The organism is Rhizobium sp. BT04, from assembly GCF_030053135.1.
GTDB lineage: Bacteria > Pseudomonadota > Alphaproteobacteria > Rhizobiales > Rhizobiaceae > Rhizobium > Rhizobium binxianense.
The window spans coordinates 540,665-560,422 of sequence record NZ_CP125651.1 but is presented as its reverse complement, the minus strand read 5'-3'; the positions used below and the strand labels follow the sequence as shown (position 1 = coordinate 560,422).

General features: G+C 62.9%; 21 protein-coding genes and 2 pseudogenes. 8 read left to right on the top strand and 15 right to left on the bottom strand.

The genetic code is table 11. The features are described from left to right. Window positions 1-47: 47 nt before the first annotated feature. Window positions 48-1,331 (top strand): cystathionine gamma-synthase family protein, encoded by a 1,284-nt coding sequence (locus tag QMO82_RS07855; RefSeq protein ID WP_183609690.1) that lies wholly within the window; start codon window positions 48-50, stop codon window positions 1,329-1,331. A gap of 48 nt (window positions 1,332-1,379) precedes the next feature. On the opposite strand, the gene QMO82_RS07850 is transcribed toward QMO82_RS07855, so the two are convergent. From QMO82_RS07850 to QMO82_RS07830, 5 genes are all read right to left on the bottom strand, one after another. Then, window positions 1,380-1,793 carry a cupin domain-containing protein gene (locus QMO82_RS07850; protein ID WP_183609691.1) on the bottom strand — a complete coding sequence of 138 codons (414 nt, stop codon included), beginning with the start codon at window positions 1,791-1,793 and terminating at the stop codon, window positions 1,380-1,382. A 33-nt stretch (window positions 1,794-1,826) separates the two neighbouring features. Beyond that, window positions 1,827-2,591: an SDR family oxidoreductase gene (locus tag QMO82_RS07845; protein ID WP_183609692.1), complete on the bottom strand. Its 765-nt coding sequence runs from the start codon at window positions 2,589-2,591 to the stop codon at window positions 1,827-1,829. Window positions 2,592-2,959: 368 nt separating this feature from the next. Further along, a complete protein-coding gene (locus QMO82_RS07840; protein WP_183609693.1) occupies window positions 2,960-4,159 on the bottom strand; it encodes a thiolase family protein in 1,200 nt (399 codons plus the stop codon). Beyond that, window positions 4,137-5,660, bottom strand: coding sequence for a class I adenylate-forming enzyme family protein (locus tag QMO82_RS07835; RefSeq protein ID WP_183609694.1), 1,524 nt, complete (start codon window positions 5,658-5,660; stop codon window positions 4,137-4,139). Before QMO82_RS07835 ends, QMO82_RS07840 begins: the two co-directional genes overlap by 23 nt. A gap of 28 nt (window positions 5,661-5,688) precedes the next feature. Beyond that, a complete protein-coding gene (locus tag QMO82_RS07830) occupies window positions 5,689-6,099 on the bottom strand; it encodes a thioesterase family protein (protein WP_183609695.1) in 411 nt (136 codons plus the stop codon). Between the two features lie 53 nt (window positions 6,100-6,152). Here QMO82_RS07830 and QMO82_RS07825 point away from each other — a divergent pair, with 53 nt between their 5' ends. Next, window positions 6,153-7,121 (top strand): zinc-dependent alcohol dehydrogenase family protein, encoded by a 969-nt coding sequence (locus tag QMO82_RS07825; RefSeq protein WP_183609696.1) that lies wholly within the window; start codon window positions 6,153-6,155, stop codon window positions 7,119-7,121. 19 nt (window positions 7,122-7,140) lie between these two features. Here the strand turns inward: QMO82_RS07825 and QMO82_RS07820 are convergent, their stop codons facing one another. Beyond that, the gene (locus QMO82_RS07820; RefSeq protein WP_183609697.1) at window positions 7,141-7,512 is read right to left on the bottom strand and encodes a helix-turn-helix domain-containing protein; all 372 of its coding nucleotides are present in this window, start codon (window positions 7,510-7,512) and stop codon (window positions 7,141-7,143) included. A 136-nt stretch (window positions 7,513-7,648) separates the two neighbouring features. Between QMO82_RS07820 and QMO82_RS07815 the strand changes: the two genes are divergently transcribed. Further along, window positions 7,649-8,113, top strand: coding sequence for a nuclear transport factor 2 family protein (locus tag QMO82_RS07815; RefSeq protein WP_183609698.1), 465 nt, complete (start codon window positions 7,649-7,651; stop codon window positions 8,111-8,113). 66 nt (window positions 8,114-8,179) lie between these two features. Here QMO82_RS07815 and QMO82_RS07810 read toward each other — a convergent pair whose 3' ends face one another. The 5 genes from QMO82_RS07810 to QMO82_RS07790 are packed head-to-tail and all read right to left on the bottom strand — an operon-like array spanning window position 8,180 to window position 12,824. Further along, the gene (locus QMO82_RS07810; RefSeq protein WP_183609699.1) at window positions 8,180-8,917 is read right to left on the bottom strand and encodes a DUF1868 domain-containing protein; all 738 of its coding nucleotides are present in this window, start codon (window positions 8,915-8,917) and stop codon (window positions 8,180-8,182) included. 16 nt (window positions 8,918-8,933) lie between these two features. Next, window positions 8,934-10,025: an ABC transporter substrate-binding protein gene (locus QMO82_RS07805; protein WP_183609700.1), complete on the bottom strand. Its 1,092-nt coding sequence runs from the start codon at window positions 10,023-10,025 to the stop codon at window positions 8,934-8,936. A gap of 32 nt (window positions 10,026-10,057) precedes the next feature. Continuing rightward, on the bottom strand, window positions 10,058-10,882 hold the full coding sequence (locus QMO82_RS07800; RefSeq protein ID WP_183609701.1) for an ABC transporter permease: 825 nt from the start codon (window positions 10,880-10,882) through the stop codon (window positions 10,058-10,060). Then, the gene (locus QMO82_RS07795; protein WP_183609880.1) at window positions 10,882-11,700 is read right to left on the bottom strand and encodes an ABC transporter permease; all 819 of its coding nucleotides are present in this window, start codon (window positions 11,698-11,700) and stop codon (window positions 10,882-10,884) included. The genes QMO82_RS07800 and QMO82_RS07795 overlap by 1 nt, the downstream gene beginning before the upstream one ends. A gap of 53 nt (window positions 11,701-11,753) precedes the next feature. Next, window positions 11,754-12,824, bottom strand: coding sequence for an ABC transporter ATP-binding protein (locus QMO82_RS07790; RefSeq protein ID WP_183609702.1), 1,071 nt, complete (start codon window positions 12,822-12,824; stop codon window positions 11,754-11,756). Between the two features lie 119 nt (window positions 12,825-12,943). Between QMO82_RS07790 and QMO82_RS07785 the strand changes: the two genes are divergently transcribed. Further along, a complete protein-coding gene (locus QMO82_RS07785; RefSeq protein WP_183609703.1) occupies window positions 12,944-14,089 on the top strand; it encodes an ROK family transcriptional regulator in 1,146 nt (381 codons plus the stop codon). A gap of 11 nt (window positions 14,090-14,100) precedes the next feature. Here QMO82_RS07785 and QMO82_RS07780 read toward each other — a convergent pair. From QMO82_RS07780 to QMO82_RS33790, 3 genes and pseudogenes are all read right to left on the bottom strand, one after another. After that, window positions 14,101-14,567: pseudogene (locus QMO82_RS07780) on the bottom strand (response regulator). A 2-nt stretch (window positions 14,568-14,569) separates the two neighbouring features. Continuing rightward, the gene (locus tag QMO82_RS07775; RefSeq protein WP_283196508.1) at window positions 14,570-15,196 is read right to left on the bottom strand and encodes a sensor histidine kinase KdpD; all 627 of its coding nucleotides are present in this window, start codon (window positions 15,194-15,196) and stop codon (window positions 14,570-14,572) included. A gap of 184 nt (window positions 15,197-15,380) precedes the next feature. Beyond that, a pseudogene (locus QMO82_RS33790) lies at window positions 15,381-15,452 on the bottom strand (hypothetical protein); the annotation flags it as partial. On the opposite strand from QMO82_RS33790, the gene QMO82_RS07765 reads away from it, so the two are divergent. The 4 genes from QMO82_RS07765 to QMO82_RS07750 all read left to right on the top strand — a co-directional run bounded on the left by QMO82_RS07765 (window position 15,445) and on the right by QMO82_RS07750 (window position 17,469). Beyond that, window positions 15,445-15,912 carry an SgcJ/EcaC family oxidoreductase gene (locus tag QMO82_RS07765; RefSeq protein ID WP_183609704.1) on the top strand — a complete coding sequence of 156 codons (468 nt, stop codon included), beginning with the start codon at window positions 15,445-15,447 and terminating at the stop codon, window positions 15,910-15,912. The pseudogene QMO82_RS33790 and the gene QMO82_RS07765 sit on opposite strands and share 8 nt — an antisense overlap. Before the next feature lie 210 nt (window positions 15,913-16,122). Then, window positions 16,123-16,680, top strand: coding sequence for a DUF3299 domain-containing protein (locus tag QMO82_RS07760; protein WP_183609705.1), 558 nt, complete (start codon window positions 16,123-16,125; stop codon window positions 16,678-16,680). Window positions 16,681-16,801: 121 nt separating this feature from the next. After that, the gene (locus QMO82_RS07755) at window positions 16,802-17,062 is read left to right on the top strand and encodes an antitoxin (RefSeq protein WP_183609706.1); all 261 of its coding nucleotides are present in this window, start codon (window positions 16,802-16,804) and stop codon (window positions 17,060-17,062) included. Then, window positions 17,059-17,469, top strand: a complete 411-nt coding sequence (locus tag QMO82_RS07750) for a type II toxin-antitoxin system VapC family toxin (protein WP_183609707.1) — start codon at window positions 17,059-17,061, stop codon at window positions 17,467-17,469. The genes QMO82_RS07755 and QMO82_RS07750 overlap by 4 nt, the downstream gene beginning before the upstream one ends. 64 nt (window positions 17,470-17,533) lie before the next feature. Here QMO82_RS07750 and katG read toward each other — a convergent pair whose 3' ends face one another. Then, entirely contained in the window at window positions 17,534-19,723 is a 2,190-nt protein-coding gene (gene katG, locus QMO82_RS07745) for a catalase/peroxidase HPI (protein ID WP_183609708.1), read from the bottom strand. Window positions 19,724-19,758 lie beyond the last annotated feature (35 nt).

Below are 19,758 nucleotides of genomic sequence, written 5' to 3'. Positions count from 1 at the left end.
GTTTTGATGTAGTTTATCCCTGGGCAATCCCGACAGAGGAGACGATCATGACGGCCCCGCATCCTTCCAAAACCCATATCGGCAATCATGCACTGCATCCCGAAACGCAGATGCTGAATTACGGCTACGATCCCGAACTCTCGGAAGGGGCGGTCAAGCCGCCGGTATTCCTCACCTCGACTTTCGTCTTCAACTCCGCCGAGGATGGCCGTGACTTCTTCGATTACGTCTCAGGCCGCCGCGAGCCGCCGGCGGGCAAGGGCGCGGGCCTCGTCTATTCGCGTTTCAATCATCCGAATAGCGAGATCGTCGAGGATCGGCTCGCCGTCTATGAGCGGACGGAAAGCGGCGTGCTGTTTTCCTCAGGGATGGCGGCGATCGCCACCACGCTGCTCGCCTTCGTCCGGCCGGGCGATGCGGTCCTGCATTCGCAGCCGCTTTACGGGGGGACGGAGACATTGTTGGCCAAGACCTTCCTGAATCTCGGCGTCGCCGCCATCGGCTTTGCCGACGGCGTCAGCGAGGGCTCGGTGCAGAAGGCAGCAGATGAGGCCGTCGCCAAAGGCCGGGTCTCCGTCATCCTGATCGAGACGCCCGCCAACCCGACCAACAGCCTGGTCGATGTCGCGATGATCCGGCGCGTGGCCGATGCGATCGGCGCAAGGCAGGGGCATACGCCGATCGTCGTCTGCGACAACACCCTGCTCGGACCGGTCTTCCAGCGACCGATCGAGCACGGCGCCGATATCTCGCTCTATTCGCTGACCAAATATGTCGGCGGCCATTCCGATCTGATCGCCGGCGCGGTTCTCGGCCGCAAGGCGGTCGTCAAGCAGGTCAAGGCGCTGCGCGGCGCGATCGGCACGCAGCTCGATCCGCATTCCTGCTGGATGCTCGGCCGCTCGCTGGAAACGCTGCAGCTGCGCATGGAGCGGGCCAACAACAATGCACGCGCCGTTGCCGATTTCCTGCGCGAGCACCCGAAGGTCGAGAAGGTTCACTATCTCTCCTACCACGATCCGGATTCGCCGCTGGGGCGCACCTTCACCGCGCAATGCACCGGCGCCGGCTCGACCTTCTCCTTCGATATCCGCGGCGGCCAGCCGGCTTCCTTCAAATTCCTGAACGCGCTCCAGGTCTTCAAGCTCGCCGTCAGCCTCGGGGGGACGGAGTCGCTCGCAAGCCACCCGGCCACGATGACCCATTCCGGCGTGCCCGCTGATATCAGGGAGCGGATCGGCGTTCTGGAATCGACCATCCGGCTGTCGATCGGCATCGAGCATCCGGATGATCTGATCGCCGACCTGGAGATCGCATTGCAGGCGGCCTGAGGCGGTGGAGGAAGCGATGCCCGGCGGCGCCGGGCATCGAGTGTGAGGTCACTTGTCGTCGGTCGTCAGTTCTTTTTCGTCGGTGTTCAGCACAAAGACCGCAAGCAGGCGCGCCGGCTTTGTCTTGCTGGCGTTCTTGCTGACGGCATGATGATCGCCCGGAAATTCAGGAAAGCTTTCGCCTGCCTTATAAACCTTCTCCGGCCCATCATTCACCTTGCTGGTGATCGCCCCTTCGAGAACGGTGGCATAGATGAAGGCCGAGGCCGGGTGCGTATGGCCGGGCGACGAGCCGCCCGGCCCATATTCGACGAGCACCGCCCGCATGCTCTTGCCGGGAACGTTGGGAAGCTTCTGGTCGAAAACGATGCGAACCTTCGCGTCGCCGCCGGCGGCATGAGCCTGGGTGCCGGCGGCAAGGACAATGGCGAGTGTGGCCGCTGAGATCATTTTTCTGAGCATGTCTGGTCTCCTCAGTTGATGGGAAATGGATCGTCAGGCGCTCTTTTTCTGCGGCGGCTGCCGGCTCAGCCAGTCGTCGAAGCGGATCCGGCCGAGCCTCGCCTTGGCTCCGGTGACGAGCGAGTTGTCCTCGAGCTCGACGCCGAAATAGCGGGCATGCGGATCGGCCACGACCTGGCGCGGATCGTTCGTCGCCTTGAAGAGGCGCGTCACGATTTCGGTAAGGCGGACTTTCTCCGGCCCGCCGATTTCGATCGTGCCGTTAACGGGTGCCGCTAGCGCCACCTCGGCCATGACGTCGGCGACATCGTCGGAGGCGATCGGCTGCACATAGGCCGGCGACAAATGCACCATCTGGCCTGATGTGCCCGACTGGGCGATGCCTGCCATGAATTCGTGAAACTGGGTGGAGTGCACGATGGTGTAGGGGATACCGGAACTCTTGATCAACTGTTCCTGGGCCATCTTGGCGCGCATGTAGCCGCTGCCCTGAAGGCGCTCCATGCCGACGATCGAGAGCGCGATGTGATGTTTCACGCCGGCGTCGGCCGCAGCCTTGAGCAGGTTGCGGCCCGAGGTCTGGAAGAATTCGAGAACCGCCTTGTCCTCGAAGGAAGGGGAGTTGGCGAGGTCGAGCACCACCTCAGCGCCTGCCAGCGCTTCGGCAAGCCCCTTGCCGGTGATCGTATCGACGCCCGAATTTGGCGAAGCCGCCAAGACGTCGTGGCCCTTAGTGCGCAATCTTTCCACGGTCTTCGAGCCGATGAGGCCGGTACCACCGATAATGACGATCTTCATGGGTAGTCTCCTTGTCTTTCGCGAGGAATGTCCTCTGTTGACGTGCCTTTGCTGATATGAAGGCGAGCAGGAACTGCTCGGAGTGCCGAAACCGTGACGGAGCCAAGCGGCTTCATCGGCCGGAACCGATCGGCATGAGAATGCGCTTGATCGCGGCTTTGAACCATTCTCCCTCAGTCGCTGTCGCCCTATGCGAAGGTGTAGGGCGGCTCGCCCTGCGATCGAGCCATGGTGCGGAAATGGAGGAGATCTGCGTTATCCGGCGTTGAGAGGAGCGGAGAGGGAGCGGCGTGTCTCTTCTCCCCGAGGGGATGAGAGCATATGGCGCGCCGATCTCGGTTCCTCTCACTCTCAATACGGTCGTCTCTTCAGGAGAGCTTGACAGCCTCAAACAGCGCCGTCAGGCCGATGCCGCCGCCGATGCCGATCGTGGCGAGGCCGGTGGCGGCGGGCGGCCAGCTATCCCCGCGGACCAACTGACTGTATAGCCGGCTAACGAGAATCGCACCGGAGGCCCCGAACGGATGCCCGAGCGCCAGGGCTCCGCCCTCCCTGTTCACCGTGTCGGCAGGGATGTCGAGTTGATCCAGCGATGCCAGCACCTGGGCGGCGAAAGCCTCGTTGAATTCGATGGCATCGATATCGGAGAGCGAGAGCCCGGGCTGGCGCTGCATGAGCTTTTGGGTCGAAGCGACCGGGCCGATGCCGAGCAGGTTGGGATCGACGCCGGCCGCAGCACTGTCGATGAAGGCGAGGCCCTTGTCGATGCCGAGGCTTCTCGCCATGCCGCGGCTCATGACGAGCACCAGGCAGGCGCCGTCATTCAGCGGGCAGGCATTGCCCGCCGTCACCGAGCCGTCGGGGAGAAATGCCGGCCGGAGGTTTGCGAGCGCCTCGATCGATGTGGATGGGCGCGGACATTCGTCGCGGTCGACCAGCCCGTGGGCAGTGGAGATTTCGACGATCTCGGGCTGAAGGATGCCCGCCTCGGCCGCCGCGACGGCGAGCCTGTGGCTGCGCAGCGCGAATTCATCCTGTCTCTGGCGCGATATGGCGAATTGCCGGGCGACGTTTTCGGCGGCAATGCCCATATCAGGGTCGCCCACCGTTTCCGGGGAAAAGCGGGCGCGGCCGTAAAAGCGCGGCAAGGCCCCATTGGCTTTCGGCCGTTCGACGCGCCATGGCGCGGTGCTGACGCTTTCGACGCCGCCGGCAAGAAAGCACGAACCGGCTTTCGCCTGGATCAGTCGTGCGGCGAGGATGATCGCTTCCAGGCCCGACCCGCATTGCCGATCGATCATCACACCGGGGACCGCCATCGGCAGGCCGGCGGTAAGTGCTGCTAGCCGGCCGATATTGCCGCCGCCGCCGGCGGCATTGCCGACCAGCACGTCGTCTATCGCCTCTGGCGCAATGCCTGCTTCAGCAACGATCCGGCGGATGATCGGTGCAAGCAGGTCTTCGGCTGCGACCGTCGAAAGCGATCCGAAGGCCCGGCCGATCGGGGTACGGTAAGCGGCAACCACGACCGGCTGCCAATCCTCGTCAGGCTGATAGGCGTAGGACAAGACCGACTCCCGAAATGACCGCAGCTTCCACCTGCCCCCTGGAAATCTTGCCGCTGCTTGTCATCGGCCAGGAGGCGATATGGTAGAACTGCCTGGGGATCTTGAACCTGGCGAGCACCAGCGCGCAATGGTCGGCCAGCATTTTCGCGTCTGTCGCCTCGCCCGAGACGACGGCGACGATCCGTTGGCCGTAATAGGCATCCGGCAGCCCGAAGACGACGGCATCCTCGACGCCCGAGCAGGCTTTGAGCGCGCTCTCGACTTCGGCGGGATAGACGTTGTTGCCGCCTGATATCATCATGCCGCCCGCCCTGCCGATCACCCGCAGCATGCCGTTTTCATCGAGTTCGCCGAGATCCCCGACCGTGGCTCCGGCCTGGGTGACCCGGAACGCCTGGCCGTCGTCGCCCCAGAGATAGCCGTCGGCGATCAGGTCGCTGCTGACGAAGATCGTGCCCGGCACATCGGTGCCGACATCGTTTTCATCAGGATCGCGAATGGAAATCTCCACGCCGGGATAGGCCTGCCCGACCCGGTCGATCGGAAAATCGATCTCGCCGCCGACGAGGGTCGAGACGGTCATGAAACCGATCTCGGATGCGCCGTAATATTCCCGGATGCGCGCCCTCGGAAAAAGCCGCCGCATGGATTCGACCCCGTTGACCTCGAGCTTGGCGCCGGCGGTCAGGACATCGCGCAGGGCGGTCAAAGCGGGTTCGGCGGCCCAGGCCCGGGCAATGCCCGCTATATGGGTGGGAACGGCAACCAGCCGTTCGACTCGTCCGGAAGAGAGAATGTGCGCGACGGCAGCGGCATCCCATTTCCGGATCGAATGGAAGGTGGCCCCGGCATCCAGGGCTTCGACCATGGCGTAAAGCGCCAGCCCATGCGCCAGGGCTCCGGGGCATAGGGTCGACGGGGCGTCTTCAAGTTCGAAAACCACGCGTCCGCGATCGAGGCTGCGGCGCCATTGCTCGCGCGAGCGGTAATAGGCCTTCGGCTCGGCTGTTGTGCCCGAGGTGAAGCCGATCAGGAAAATGCCCTCGGCATCATCTGCCAGATCGCCTTCCGTCTCGGCGAGATCGAAGGGCTCCGCTCCGGCGGTGACGACCGATATGCCGAGCCGGCGGCCGATTTCGGCGCTTGAGCCCGCATCGTCTTCGACGACAAGCACGTCAGGCGCCAGCCGCTCGAGAATGCGTTCGATCCTTTCTGCCGGCATCATCGGGTCGATCACCGCGCAGGCGTTCGGCAAGGCGGTGGCGGCGACGAAATATTCGGCGAAGCCGATGTGGTTGCCGAGGCTGAGGGCGGTAAGTTTCTCCACGCCGGGCAGATCGAGCGTGCGGCGGGTCGAGCGCGGCAGTTCCCGGAGAAAGCGGTCAATCGCGGTGGCGCGCGAAGCGAGTTCGCGATAGCTCAGGGAGCGGCCGTCGATCACCAGGGCCGGTTTGTCCGGCCTGTGCGTTGCATGTCGAAGAAGCTGCGCATGGATCGGCATGGACACCCGCTGGTTTGAAGATCGGCCGTCAGCCTAAAGCGGCTCTGGTGGCGTCGGGGATCGGCGTGGGGCGGCTGTCGGAAAGGCCGACGCAGACCCAGACGAGCCCCGCCGATGCGCAATGGGCGCCATCGCGCCGTCGAAAGAGTTCGATCGTAAAGGACAGGCTCGTACGCCCGATTTTCTCGACATTGACCTTCGCTTCGACGACATCGTCGACGTCGATGGGGTTGTGAAAAGTGATCTCCGCCTTCTTCACGTGATAGGCCACACCCGAGGTGGTGTGGCGGAAATGGCCGAGGATTTGCCGGTGCCGCAGGAATTCGACGACCGCATCCTCGCAATAGTCGAGGTAAACCGAGTTATGGACATGACCATAGATGTCGATGTCTCGCATCGAGACCCGGAACGATGCTAAAGGCCTGTCGTCAACGCTCATTCGATCACCAAAATTCGAAGGCGTGTTCTAACCGCTGTTGTCAGGGGGATGCAATGCAATATCAGGCGGTCGTGCGAAATTTCGGCCCGGCCGAGGAGGTCGTCGGGATCGAGCGGGCCGAACTGCCGATGCTCGCGCGCGACCAGGTCCGGGTGCGGTTGTTGGCGCGGTCGATCAATCCCTCCGATATCATCACCATATCGGGCGCCTATGCCGGACGCACGGCCCTGCCCTTCATTCCCGGGTTCGAAGCCTTCGGCGTGGTCGAAGCGTGCGGTGAAGAGGTCTACGGGCTTGCGCCGGGCACTCGTGTGCTGCCGGTGCGCAGCGCCGGCGGATGGCAGGAATTCAAGGACACCGATCCCGGCTGGTGCCTTCGTGTTCCGGACGCGCTCTCCGACTTCGAAGCGGTGACGAGCTATGTCAACCCGATGACGGCCTGGCTGATGCTGCACAAGAAGATCGGGCTGAGGCCGGGCATGCGCATCGCCATCAATGCCGCCGCCTCCTCGATCGGGGCGATCCTGATCGGGCTCGCCAATGCCGCCGGTGTGGAGCCGGTGGCGCTCATCCGCAGCGAGCAATCGCTTGAGCGCCTGCGCGGCCGGCTCGAGGCTGTTATTATCGACAGGGCAGACGGTGATCTGGCCGCAGGGCTTGCCGGCCGACACGGGCTCGACGCAGTGCTCGATTGCGTCGGCGGCGCACGCGCCTCCATCCTCGCCGATGCGCTGAAACCCGGCGGGCATTTCGTGCATTACGGACTGCTTTCGGGCCAGAGCATTCCGGCTTCCTTCTGGGCCTCCCATCCCGATATCGCCTTTTCCTATTGTCATCTCCGGGAATGGGTCCATGCCGAAGCGATGAGCGAGGTCCAGCGCGCCTATTCGGAGATTGCTGCGCAGATCGCTTCGAAGGTCATCGCGACCGAGGTGCGGGAGGTGTTTCCTCTGGAAAGGATCGGCCAGGCGCTGCAATCCGCCCTTCCGTTCCGGACGGGCGGCAAGGTGCTGATCGCCTGACGCTCTCTTAAACTCCACGCTAAGCGGTTTCGTATCGCCGACGCGCGCTGTTGATCGCCGCATGGTTCTGCTCGGCCCATCCGACCAGGGCTTTCATCGGGATGAGGAATGATCGCCCCAGCTCCGTCAGTTCATATTCCACGCGCGGCGGAACCTCGGGATAGACGGTGCGCCTGATGAAGCCGTCCTGCTCCAGATGCCGCAGCGTCTTGGAGAGCATCTGTTTCGAGATGTCGCCGATCTCCCGCAGCAACTGGTTGAAGCGCTTCTTCTCGTCTTCCAGCGCCTCGAGGGTGAGCAGGCTCCATTGATCGCCGATGCGATCGAGCACGCCTCTGACCGGGCATCCCACCCCAGGCTGCTGTTTCGGCTCGTCCGTTTTTGCAGGCATGCCTTCTCCCTGGTCATCGCAGGCTGACCTTGCCACCAAAACATGCCTTCTTGCTCGGCATGTCCAGGTTTCATAGACCTGATTGATAGTCTCTTTTTTAGACTAGATCGCTGATCCATACCAAGGAGTTTGATGCATGAGATTTCAATCGCTTTTCGCACTCGCCATTCTGGCGGGCATCGCCGCGCCTTCGGGCGCTTTTGCTGAATCGGCCTCGCGGGATTTGAAGGTCGAGGAAGCCAACCGGAAGCTGGTGGTGGAGTTCTACGACCGCTTCTTCAACAAGCACGATCTGGAGGCCGCGTCCGTCGTCGCCGACGACTACCGGCAGCACAATCCGCAGGTTCCCGACGGCAAGAAGCCTTTGATTTCCTTCTTCTCCGGCTTCTTCAAGGGCAATGCCCAATCGAAGGCGGAGATCGTCCGCAGCGCCGCCGATGGTGACCTCGTCTGGCTGCATGTGCACGCGACGAACAGTGCTGATGACCGCGGCCAGGCGATCGTCGATATCTTCCGCGTCAAGGACGGCAAGATCGTCGAGCACTGGGACGTGATCCAGGCGGTTCCGAACGAGGCTGCCAACAAGAACACGATGTTTTAAATGCAGTGGGCCGGCTCCCGGCCGGCCCCATTGTCGGCCCATTGTCTCGGCATTGCGCGCCTGGGTTCAGCCGCCTCTTGCCGGGCTCTGTAGGAAGAACTGGCGACGGAAGGCGAACATGTCGTCGAACCGGCAGAATTCCGGTGCGCCGAGTTCGAACTCCGCCGGCAGACCGGAGAGGAGTTTAAACAGCAGCGCCGAAAGCGCGGCCTGCTGCTCCTCATTGGGATAGCGGATCAGATAGGCGATGCTGAGGTGGAACACGTAGTCCTCATGCCCGGGATGACGGAGCTGGAGCAGGTCCGACAGCCGGTCGCGCAGGTGTCTGAGACGCGTTTCCTCTCCGCTCGTTGTCGGCGCGAGCCTGAGGGCGATGCCGTTGACGAGCGGTTGCCAGCCGGCAATGCGCAGGCGGTAGGGCGGATCGCAGGAGCGATCGAAGGCGGAAAGCTTGTCCGCGAAGAGCCCATCGCATTCGGCCAAGGGCGCATCGAGGCCGAGATCGGCAGGCCAGAAGCCCGGCCGCCGGACCTGGTCGCAGACGCCTTCGAACACCGTCATATGCCAGCTCGACGGCGGCAGCAGCGAATAGAGTTCTGATAGATCGCTTTGCTCCAGCGCGCCGTAAAGGCTCGAAAGGGCGGCATAGAGCCGGCTGGTCGCAGCGAGGTGGCAGATGATCGTATTGCCGGGAAAGGGCCGGACGCTGCCGTCGACATTGAACTTCGTATGGACGCCGGTGGGAAAGGCGCCTTGAGCGCCAGCCGATGGCTGACGCTCCTTATGATCTTGAGATTGCTGCATGATATCGTCTGGTTCCTTACTGACCCATGACGACTTTTTCGAGGAACTGCGCCGTGATGGCGTCGGACTGCTTGACCGGGAACCAGTCGACCGCATAGGCGCGCTGCTCGGCCGGCACGCCGTCTGCCATTTTCACCGCGTCGCTGTTGACGGGCGCCGAACCCATCTCTTTGGCGAGCAGCGTCTGGGTTTCGGCCGAGGTCAGCCAGTCGACAAAGAGAAGCGAAGCGGCCTTGTGCTTGGCATTGGCAGCGATACCGACGACATTGCCGCCGCCGGGCATGCCGAATGTTGGGATGTAGAACTTCATCCGCTTGTCGATCTCGCCCTTCTGCTGCAGGCCGGCGAGATGGTCTTCCCAGGCCGAGACGATCTGGAACTCGCCGCCATTCAGGCGGGTCAGGCTATCGGCGTTGGACGAGGCGAAGCCGTAATTCGGCTTGTTGGCGGCAAACCAGTCCCAGGCGGCCTGAAAGTTGCCTGCGGCGATATCTTCCGGCTTGACGGTCGAGCGGACCACGGTTTGCAGGAAGGCCTTGCCGGCGCCGCCGCCGCGGGTATCGTTGAAGGCGAAAGCCTGCGGGTTCTCCTTGATCCACTTGGTGAGATCATCGAAGGTCTGCGGCAGCTTTGCCTCGTCGACTTGCGCCGGGTCATAGGCGAGACCCGTCTGGTTGCCCCAGAAGGCGACTGCATAGCCCTTGCCGTCACCGCCATTGATCTGGGTGCGCAGCTTGGAATAGCCGGGCAAGATATCGAGTGGGCCAAGGAAATAGGCGGTGACGTCGAACTTCGGCAACTGATCGCCGCCGAGCGACATCACGTCGATATCGCCTTCGGCGCGGTCGCGTTCGGCAAGGAATTTGTTCTGGTTTCCGTCGGAGGTACCATCGGGAATGGTCACCTTGATCCCGTATTTCTCTTCGAAGCCCTTGCTCAGTTCGCGGAAGCGGGGCTGGAGGAACCAGTTGTACCAGACGACCTCGCCTTCCTGCTTGGCCTGGGCAACGATATCATCCCACGGCCTCTTCAGAAGGTCGTCGGCTGCCGCGGCGGGCGTGGCGAAGGCTGCCGCTGCGATCAGCAGCGGGATCAGGCGTTGTGACATGCGATTGCTCCGATGGTTGGATTGGATGGACGTCATCCCTTGCCGCCAAGCGCAACGGCGCCGTTGCTCTTCAGCAGCCGTTCGAAGAGAAGCATCAGGATGATGTTGGGGACGACCAGGATCAGCGACACGACTGCCGCGTTCGGCCGGATGAAATTATAGCCCAGATAGGAATAGAGGATCGTCGGAACGGTGGTGAAGTCAGGCGAGCCGAGCACGAAGGAGAGGGCGAATTCCTCGATGCTCTGAATGAAGACGATGACCAGCGCCGCCAGGATCCCGGGTTTGAGCACCGGCAGATAGGCGGCGGAGAAGCGTGCCCAGCGGCTGGCGCCGAGATCGCGCGCCGCGTCGATCAGGTCCTGGCGGACCAGCGAATAGGAGACGGAGAGAATGCGGATCGCATAGGGCAGGAACAGCACGGTGTGGCCGATCACGATGCCGAGAAATTTGTTGTAGATGCCGATCCGATTCAAAAGCGCGCTGAAGAACAGCGCGATGACAAAGCCCGGCAGCACGAGCGGCAGGAGCGCTGTGAATTGCGCTACCGACTTGCCTCTGAATTCGAGGCGTCCGAAGGCATAGGCCGTGGGCGCGGCCAGCATCAGCGTGGCGCATGCCACGATCGGCGCCAGCGTATAGCTGTTGGCGATGGCGACCGCGAGATTGGTCGTCTCCCACATCTCGGTCCAGCGGCGGAAGGAGAGTTTCTGCGGCAGGAGGTCGGGATAACTCCAGGCCTTGTCGGGATCAACCAGCGACCAGAGCACCGCCATGGCGAAGGGAACGACGAGCCAGACGATCAGCACGAGGCCGAGGCCGATGGCGAGCAGGCGATTCCAGGATTTTCCCGACATCACGCTCTCCTGCCGCCAAAGAGGATATGGGCTGCCGCAGCCAGGATCAACGACCCGAGCAGGGCTGTGGCCATCAGGACGATCGCGACGACGGCCGCCTCGTTCCATTGGCCGAATTCATGCTGCACGGTGTACATGTACAGGGCGAGAGAGCTGACGCTCGTCGGACCGGCGATCGCCTGGAAGGAATAGTCGCCGGCGGCACCGATGAAGATGATCACCAGGGCGGCCTGCATGGCCTTCAGGGTGAGCGGCAGGATGATCTTGCGGAAGCGTGCCCAGGCGCCGGCGCCGAGATCGCGGGCCGCGTCGAGCAGATCGGTGTGGATCGACCGGACCGCGCCGCCGAGCAGCAGCAGGGCGAAAGGCATGTTCTTCCAGACCTGGAGCAGCATGACGCCGGCGCCATAGCGGTCGTTCTGCATCCGGAAGGGCTTTGAGATCAGGCCGAGGCCGAGCAGCACCTCGTTCAGAAAGCCGTGGAAGGCGATGAGGTTGACGAAGAGAAAGGCGGCGACCAGGCCCGGCACCATCATCGGCGCCTTGATCAGCGCGCCGAGCGTTATCGAACCCGGAAAGGGATTGCGCAGCCAGAGCGCGATGGGATAGGCGAGCGCCACCGAGACGATCGCTGAGACGAAGGCGATCTTCAGGGAATAGAGGAGCGAGGCCCTGAGCAGCGGGCTGGGGAGCTGTTTTGCCCAGAACTCCAGGGAAAAGCCGCTTGCGCCGGCGAAGTTGAAATAGCCGAAGGACTGGGCGACGGCCATGCCCAGCACGGTTCCGACCAGAAGCACGATCGGGCCGATCCCTGTCATCAGCAGCAGGCCGATGAAGATTGCCTGTTTCCAATTGGTGGCGGCAGCGGATGTCAATGCGTCGCCTCCAGGAAACAGAAGCTTGCGGGATCGACGCGCACCATGACGGAGGCTCCGACGGTCAGCGGCCGGCGCGTCTGGATGCGATAGGCGGCATCGCTTTTGCCGCTTCTGACAAGCACGTCGGTGACATTGCCCTGGAAGGCCTGGGCCGTTACGACGGCCTGGAATGTATTGGATTGGGGCGTTTGCGCCTCCAAGACGATCTCGGCCGCTTCCGGCCGCCAGCAGACGAAATGGTTCGACGCCTTGGGGTCGCTCTCCGAGCGGATGTCGAATTCCCCGAGATCGGTGCGCACACGCCAGGTCGTTTCAGCTTCCAAGCCCAGAATATCGGCCTTGAGGATATTGGCGGCGCCGATGAAATCGGCGACGAAACGGCTGGCTGGGCGGTCGTAGATCGCAGCCGGCGTATCGATCTGCTCGATACGGCCGCCATTCAGCACGACGATCCTGTCGGACATGGCGAGCGCCTCGGCTTGGTCATGGGTGACGTAGATCGCGGTGAAGCCGTGTTTTGCCTGAAGCGCGCGGATTTCGAAGCGCACCTGCTCGCGTAGCTTGGCGTCGAGATTGGAAAGCGGTTCGTCGAACAGGATCACACCAGGCCGCATCGCCATGGCGCGGGCAAGCGCCACGCGCTGCTGTTGCCCGCCTGAGAGGGCAGACGGCAGCTTCGTGGCATGCGCGACAAGGTCCACCTGTTGCAGGGCGGCGTCGAGCCTCGCATGGCATTCGGCCTTGCCCGCGCCGCTCTGCCGGGGACCGAATAGGATGTTTTCGGCCACGGTCATGTGTGGGAAGAGTGCATAGGACTGGAAACACATTGCCGTGTTGCGGCTCTCCGGCGGCAGCGCGGTGACGTCTTTGCCGTCGATCAGGAAGCGGCCTGACGTGAGCGGATGGAATCCGGCGATCGCCTTCAAAAGCGTGGTCTTGCCGCATCCCGACGGCCCGAGCAACGTCAGGAACTCCCCCGATGCAACGTCGATCGTGATGTCATCAAGAACCCTATGCCCGTTCGCGAAGGTCTTGCTCACTCCCTGGATGGACAAGCTCGCCAATGTTCTCTCCCGATCGACCTGTTTAAGTTCACGGCGTGCATTTATATTAAGTGCATGACATGAATATGACGACGGCCTATTCTGGGATTCGCTCGTCTCTTTTCGGAAAGTTCGCCCGCTTGCACGCAGATCTGGGACCTTGGCCGCGACCGGTCAGCCTGACCGACATCGAATATGCCGTCCTGCGCCATATCCGTCTGCATCCGGGGAAAAGCCGGACGGAGATTGCCGCAGCGCTCGGCCTGTCGAAATCGATGCTGACCAAGGCCGTCGCCAATTTCGATCGTTTCAAACTGGTCCGCGAGGAACGCGCCACGCTCGATGACGGCGAACGCGGCCAGCCGCCGCTCCGGCTTTCGCTGAACGACAACGCCTTTCACAGCATCGGCATCTATATCAGGCAGGGGCTTTATGCCGTTACCCGCTCCGACCTCAGCGGCAATATCCAAGAGCGCGTGTCACGGCAGGTCGATGCGCTGATCGAGCCGATCCTCGACGATATCGCCCGCCTCATCGAGACGTCGCCATCGCCTATCCTTGGTGTCGGGCACGCCGTTCCCGCCCTCGTCGGCGAGGACGGCACGCTATTCGAGGTGACGCCGACACAGGCTGCTTTGCCCCTGTCGGAGCTTGCCGAGAGGATCAGCGCCCGCTTCAGGCTTCCTGTCTATTGGGATAACGGCGCTTATTGCGCCGCGGCTTTCGAAGCGCATCGCCCGCACACAGATCACCGCTGCCTCTTCTATATCTCGCTGGATTTCGGCATCGGCGGCGGAGTCGTTACCAAGGGCACTGTCTTTCGCGGCGCCTATAACCAGGCGTCGAATATCGGTGCGCTCATTCCCGAAACCGGCCCCCGGCCGAACCTTTCCGATCTCGCCCGCCATCTCGGCTGCTCCCTGGAGCGACTCTCGGAGGACTTCCTCTCGGCGCTGTTTCAGGAGGGAGATTCCCGCCTGCTCGCCTGGATCGATGACCGCGGCAGGAAGCTGTCGAGGCCGCTGGCAACCGTGGTGCAGCTTTTCAATCCCGATGCGATCGTCGTCGGCGGCTTCTTCCCGCGCAAGGTACTGGAGCGGCTTTGCGAGCGGATCGATCTCGGCGCCCTCGACGTGGCCGGCCGGCGGCCGCTGACCAGGCCGACGCTTGCCGTAACCCGTCTCTTGGGTCCTGCCGGGCTTGCGGAGGCAGCCTCACTGTTGCCGATTGCCGCCGAACTGCTCGGCCAGCATTCGCCGAGGGCCAATGCCTATCGTACGAGGTAAGGCCGGCGCGATCAATCAATCCGGGGGCGCTCCGATTTCGGTGTCGCCAGTCCGTGTTTGGCGAGTTCCAGTGTCAGGATGCGGGTTTCGAGAAGGTTGAAGATGCGCAGTACCGCCTCGATCGCATCGAAGGGCTTCGTCAGAAAATCCTACGCGCCGAGCGAAAGTGCGCGCCGGCGAGTCGGCAAGGTCGCATCCGCAGTGAGTACCAGGATCGGCAGATAGCTGTTCTCCGGGATGAGCCTTGCAAAGGTCTCGAGCAAAGCGAAGCCGTCCAGATCGGGCATCATCAGGTCAGAAGGACGAGATCGACGGGATGCTCGCGGAAGAGCCGCAGGGCTTCGCGCGGCTCGGTGGTGCTGATCAGCGCCGTAAAACCTTCGCGCCTGAGAATGCGCTCCAGCAGCGAAACATTGGCGGGCTCGTCATCGACGATCAGGATTGTCGATCGGCGCACGATATCGGTGGAATCTGTCATAGCTAAATTTTCGTGGAAAGCGATGCTGACCTGATAACGAGATCCTGCCCTTGAGCTTCCTGCCTCGTCGCCGGCGCGCGCGGCAGATCGACATGGAAACTAGCGCCGCCTTCCGGCCGATTGCGGAAGCCGAGCGCACCGCCCATGGCATCGATCAGATGTTTCGACAGCGCAAGCCCGAGGCCGGTTCCCTTCTGGCTGATCCGCTCGGCCCCCAGCCGGTCGAACGGGATGAACAGCCGTGCGACGCGGTCGCCCGGGATGCCGGGGCCGGTATCGCTGACTTCGATGCCGATGCGGTCACTCATTGCACGGTGGCTGACGATCACGCTTCCCAAGGGCCGATTGTATTTCACCGCATTGGAGAGGAGGTTCAGGAACACCTGCAGCAGGCGCCGCCGGTCGGCGAGCACCATCAGATCCGCCTCCTCCGGCGCGACGACCTCGATGCGGATCTGCTGTTTGCCGCAGAGCGGCCTCACTTCGGCAACAGGTTGCGGCTCGACAGTGAGATCCATGCGGCCGCCCTCGATTCTGGCCATATCGAGAACCTCGTCGATCAGGCTCAGCAGATGCCGGCCGGCCCTTAGGATCTGCGCGACGCTCTCCCTGGACTCGGCATAGGTCACGTCCATTTCCAGAAGCTGCGCGAAACCGAGCACGGCATTCAGCGGCGCGCAGCTCGTGGCTCATGCGCGACAGGAACTCGCTCTTGGCGTTGCTGGCACGGATCGCATCCTCGCGGGCGGCAAGCAGGGCCTCCTCGCATTGCTTGCGCTCGGTAATGTCCCGGGTGATCTTGGAAAAGCCGCGCAGCCGGCCCGTTTCGTCGTGTAGGGCGGTGACGACGACATGCGACCAGAACCGCGACCCGTCCTTGCGCAGCCGCCAGCCCTCCGCCTCTGCTGCCGCCCTCGTCCTCGGTTTCGTCCATGTCCAGGCGGCTGCGGCCGCCGAAACAGCGACCTGCGCCCCGGTGAGCGAGGAGCAAGTCGCAAATCTCTTCGACCGCTGGAACAGCTCGCTTGCAACGCTGAGCCCCCAGGAAGTCGCCAAGAACTACAGCGAGGACTCCGTTCTGCTGGCGACGCTGGCAAACAAGCTGCGCCTGACCCAGGCGGAACGCATCGATTATTTCGAGCACTTCCTGGCGAAGGAGCCCAAGGGCCACATCGACAGCCGTGATATCAAGACCGGTTGCAACTGGGCCGTCGACACCCGCACCTACACCTTCACGATGAAAGACGGGTCGAAGGTCCCTGCCCGCTATACCCACACCTATGAGTTCAAGGACGGAAACTGGCTGATCACCTCGCACCACTCCTCGATGATGCCGGAGAAGTAAGGCCACACCAGCCTGTCGCCTCGGCAGGGAGACCCCGCGTTCACCCCACGCGGGGTCTTTCATCGTATGACGATGGGAGGTCTGCCGTACCCCTCTGCCCGGCAAAACCCTGATTGGTCCACGCCCGAAGCTTTGACGGCTAAGCGGGATCGGGAGTAGCATCCGCGCGGCAGCGGCAGTGTGGTTAAAGCGGCCGGCTCGGGAGATGCAATGATGAAGCACAAGCCTTTCCTCCTGACGTTCGCGGCGCTGGCATTAGGTTGCGCATGGCCGATTTCCGGCGCCTTCGCTGCAGCTCAGCCCATTTTCTGGAGCGCTTTACGGCCGGCCGATCAGGCCAAAGCGACGGTGCCGCTGTCGGGCAAGGCGGTGAGCGGCCCACAGGGCGAAACACTCGCCTGGCATGGCGAGGATCCGATCGAATTGACGGGTTTTGTTCTGCCGATCGACCAGGATGGCGATCTTGTCTACGAATTCATGCTGGTGCCCTGGGCCGGAGCCTGCAGCCACATGCCCTCCCCTCCGCCCAACCAACTGGTTCGTGTCGTTCCGGAAGAACCTTTGCATCTGGCAAGACTATACGAGACCGTCACCGTGACGGGTAGTCTGCGGCCCGGCCTGGATCAGGCGCAATTCTTCATGATCGACGGTAACCGCGTCCTCACCTACGGCTACAGTATAGGCCATGCCCATGTCGCGACAGCAACGGCGACGACCGATCCCGATCTGCTGTCACTTTCGCCTTTCGGCATTCTGCCTCGCCAGTAGAAAGCGCGGAGACGGGTGCTGCGCACTGTCCTGCCGGTCGAAAAATGGTGCAGAAAATCTTGAACGAACCCCGTCAATCGCGTATATACATCGGCATATATACAAAGCTTGGAGAGCACTCATGCCGCAATATGCGCGTGTATTTCAATCCGGCAATTCGCAAGCCGTCCGGCTGCCGAAAGAGTTCCGCTTCGACGTCGACCAGGTGGAGGTGACGCGGGAAGGCGATGCTGTCATTCTTCGGCCACGGGCCGAGCGCGGCGTGCGGTGGGCATCGTTGCATAGCGCCTTGGAGCGCGGCCTCAGCGACGATTTCATGGCGGAAGGGCGAGAGCAGCCGGAGGGGCAGGAGCGGCCTGATCTTCAGGACCTGTTCAAGTGATCACACATCTTATCGACACCAATGCGGTGATCGCTCTGATCGGCAGGAAATCCGAAACACTGCTGAAGCGCGTGATCGACAACGACGAGGGATCGATCGGGCTTTCGACCGTGGTGATGCACGAGCTCTATTATGGCGCCTATAAAAGCGCGAAGATCTCCTACAATCTCGAAACGCTGCGCCTGTTCATGGCAGAGTTCTCAGTCATCGGTTTCGAGCAGGAGGATGCGTTAGCCGCTGGGAAGATCCGTGCCGCATTGGCGACAAAGGGAACGCCGATCGGTCCCTATGATGTCCTGATCGCCGCCCAGGCCAGGACCCGGGATCTGGTTCTCGTCACCAACAATGTCGGGGAATTCCGCCGCGTCGATGGCCTGCGTGTCGAGGACTGGACGGTCGGGCGGTAGGTCCGGTCTACGATAAAAAATGCCCGGGCGCAGCCGAAACGGCGCCCGGGCGAAATGCTGCCGATCAGACGAGATCGAAACGATCGGCGTTCATGACCTTGGTCCAAGCCGCGACGAAGTCCTTGACGAACTTCCCCTTGGCGTCGGCCTGGCCGTAGATTTCGGCGAAGGCGCGAAGCTGTGAGTGCGAGCCGAAGATCAGGTCGACGCGGGTGCCGGTCCACTTGGCAGCACCCGTCTTGCGGTCGCGGCCTTCATAGACGCCTTCCTTGCCGGCGAGGGGAACCCACTGCGTGCCCATGTCGAGCAGGTTGACGAAGAAGTCGTTCGTCAGCGTCTCGGGACGCGTGGTGAAGACGCCGTGCTCGGGGGCGCCTGCCTTCAGCACGCGCAGGCCGCCGACGAGAACGGTCATTTCGGGCCCGGTCAGCGTCAAGAGCTGGGCGCGGTCGACGAGCGCTTCTTCCGGCTTCATGAACTGATGGCGCTTGCCGTTCACGTAGTTGCGGAAGCCGTCGATACGCGGCTCGAGCGCTGCGAAGGAATGCACGTCGGTCTGCTCTTCGGAAGCATCCATCCGGCCCGGCGTGAAGGGCACGCTGACGGCGTTGCCGCCGGCTGCCGCCGCCTTCTCGACGCCGGCTGCACCGGCGAGAACGATCAGGTCGGCCAGCGAGATCTTCTTAGTCCCGGTCTGGGCGGTGTTGAAGTCCTTCTGGATGCCTTCGAGAACGCCGAGCACCTTGGCGAGCTGCGCCGGCTGATTGGCGTCCCAGTCCTTCTGCGGGGCAAGGCGGATGCGTGCGCCATTGGCGCCGCCGCGCTTGTCGGAGCCGCGGAAGGTCGAGGCCGATGCCCATGCGGTCGAGACCAGCTCCTGCACGGTGAGGCCGGTGGTGAGAACCTTTTCCTTCAGTTCGGCAATGTCCTTGGCGTCAACGAGCGGATGGTCGACGGCCGGGATCACATCCTGCCAGATCAGGTCTTCGGCCGGAACTTCCGGGCCGAGATAGCGTACCTTCGGTCCCATGTCGCGGTGGGTCAGCTTGAACCAGGCGCGGGCAAAAGCGTCGGCGAACTCACCGGGATTTTCGAGGAAGCGGCGCGAGATCTTCTCGTAGGCCGGATCGAAACGCAGCGCCAGATCGCTCGTCAGCATGGTCGGCAGGTGCCGCTTCGCGGCGTCGTAGGCATCCGGAATGGAGGCTTCGGCGTTCTTGGCCTGCCACTGCTTCGCGCCGGCCGGGCTCGTCGTCAGTTCCCATTCGAAGCCGAAGAGGTTTTCGAAGAAGTAGTTGCTCCACTTGGTCGGCGTCTGCGACCAGGTGACTTCGAGGCCGGCGGTGATGGCATCCTTGCCGACGCCGGTGCCGAACGAGCTCTTCCAGCCGAGACCCTGGTCCTCGATCGCGCCGCCTTCTGGTTCGGGGCCGATCAGGGACGGGTCGCCGGCGCCATGCGTCTTGCCGAAGGTATGGCCGCCGGCGATCAGTGCCACGGTCTCTTCGTCGTTCATTGCCATGCGAGCGAAGGTTTCGCGAATGTCGCGGGCGGAAGAGAGCGGATCGGAATTGCCGTTCGGGCCCTCGGGGTTGACATAGATGAGGCCCATCTGCACGGCGCCGAGCGGCTCCGCCAGTTCGCGTTCGCCGCTGTAGCGCTCGTCACCCAGCCAGGTTCCCTCAGGACCCCAGAACAGTTCCTCAGGCTCCCAGACGTCGGCGCGACCGCCGGCGAAACCGAAGGTCTTGAAACCCATAGATTCGAGCGCGACGTTGCCGGTGAGGATCAGAAGATCGGCCCAGGAGATGCGGTTGCCGTATTTCTGCTTGATCGGCCAGAGCAGACGGCGGGCCTTGTCGAGGTTGGCATTGTCAGGCCAGCTGTTGAGCGGCGCGAAACGCTGCTGGCCCTGGCCGGCGCCGCCGCGGCCGTCGGTGATGCGGTAGGTGCCGGCGCTGTGCCAGGCCATACGGATGAACAGGCCGCCGTAATGACCGAAATCGGCCGGCCACCAGTCCTGCGAATCCGTCATCAGCGCGTGCAGATCCTTCTTCAGGCCGTCGAGATCGAGCTTCTTGAACTCCTCGGCATAGTCGAAGGCTTGGCCGAGCGGATCGGCGCGGCCGGAACCGTGGTGAAGAATCTGCACGTTCAGCTGGTTCGGCCACCAGTCGCGGTTCGTCCGGGCGGTCGGAGCCTTATGCGTGTGGGCAACAGGACATTTGCCTGCGCTATCAGTGGGGTTGTCCATGATCGTCTCCTTCATTGATTGGTCTGTCTGCCGTT

Excerpts from the sequence above, each read along its gene's own strand:
- QMO82_RS07855 (WP_183609690.1), top strand. The coding sequence starts at position 48 with ATGACGGCCCCGCATCCTTCCAAAACCCATATCGGCAATCATGCACTG.
- QMO82_RS07850 (WP_183609691.1), bottom strand. The coding sequence starts at position 1,793 with ATGCTCAGAAAAATGATCTCAGCGGCCACACTCGCCATTGTCCTTGCC.
- QMO82_RS07845 (WP_183609692.1), bottom strand. The coding sequence starts at position 2,591 with ATGAAGATCGTCATTATCGGTGGTACCGGCCTCATCGGCTCGAAGACC.
- QMO82_RS07835 (WP_183609694.1), bottom strand. The coding sequence starts at position 5,660 with ATGCCGATCCATGCGCAGCTTCTTCGACATGCAACGCACAGGCCGGAC.
- QMO82_RS07830 (WP_183609695.1), bottom strand. The coding sequence starts at position 6,099 with ATGAGCGTTGACGACAGGCCTTTAGCATCGTTCCGGGTCTCGATGCGA.
- QMO82_RS07825 (WP_183609696.1), top strand. The coding sequence starts at position 6,153 with ATGCAATATCAGGCGGTCGTGCGAAATTTCGGCCCGGCCGAGGAGGTC.
- QMO82_RS07820 (WP_183609697.1), bottom strand. The coding sequence starts at position 7,512 with ATGCCTGCAAAAACGGACGAGCCGAAACAGCAGCCTGGGGTGGGATGC.
- QMO82_RS07815 (WP_183609698.1), top strand. The coding sequence starts at position 7,649 with ATGAGATTTCAATCGCTTTTCGCACTCGCCATTCTGGCGGGCATCGCC.
- QMO82_RS07810 (WP_183609699.1), bottom strand. The coding sequence starts at position 8,917 with ATGCAGCAATCTCAAGATCATAAGGAGCGTCAGCCATCGGCTGGCGCT.
- QMO82_RS07805 (WP_183609700.1), bottom strand. The coding sequence starts at position 10,025 with ATGTCACAACGCCTGATCCCGCTGCTGATCGCAGCGGCAGCCTTCGCC.
- QMO82_RS07800 (WP_183609701.1), bottom strand. The coding sequence starts at position 10,882 with ATGTCGGGAAAATCCTGGAATCGCCTGCTCGCCATCGGCCTCGGCCTC.
- QMO82_RS07795 (WP_183609880.1), bottom strand. The coding sequence starts at position 11,700 with ATGACAGGGATCGGCCCGATCGTGCTTCTGGTCGGAACCGTGCTGGGC.
- QMO82_RS07760 (WP_183609705.1), top strand. The coding sequence starts at position 16,123 with ATGATGAAGCACAAGCCTTTCCTCCTGACGTTCGCGGCGCTGGCATTA.
- QMO82_RS07755 (WP_183609706.1), top strand. The coding sequence starts at position 16,802 with ATGCCGCAATATGCGCGTGTATTTCAATCCGGCAATTCGCAAGCCGTC.
- katG (WP_183609708.1), bottom strand. The coding sequence starts at position 19,723 with ATGGACAACCCCACTGATAGCGCAGGCAAATGTCCTGTTGCCCACACG.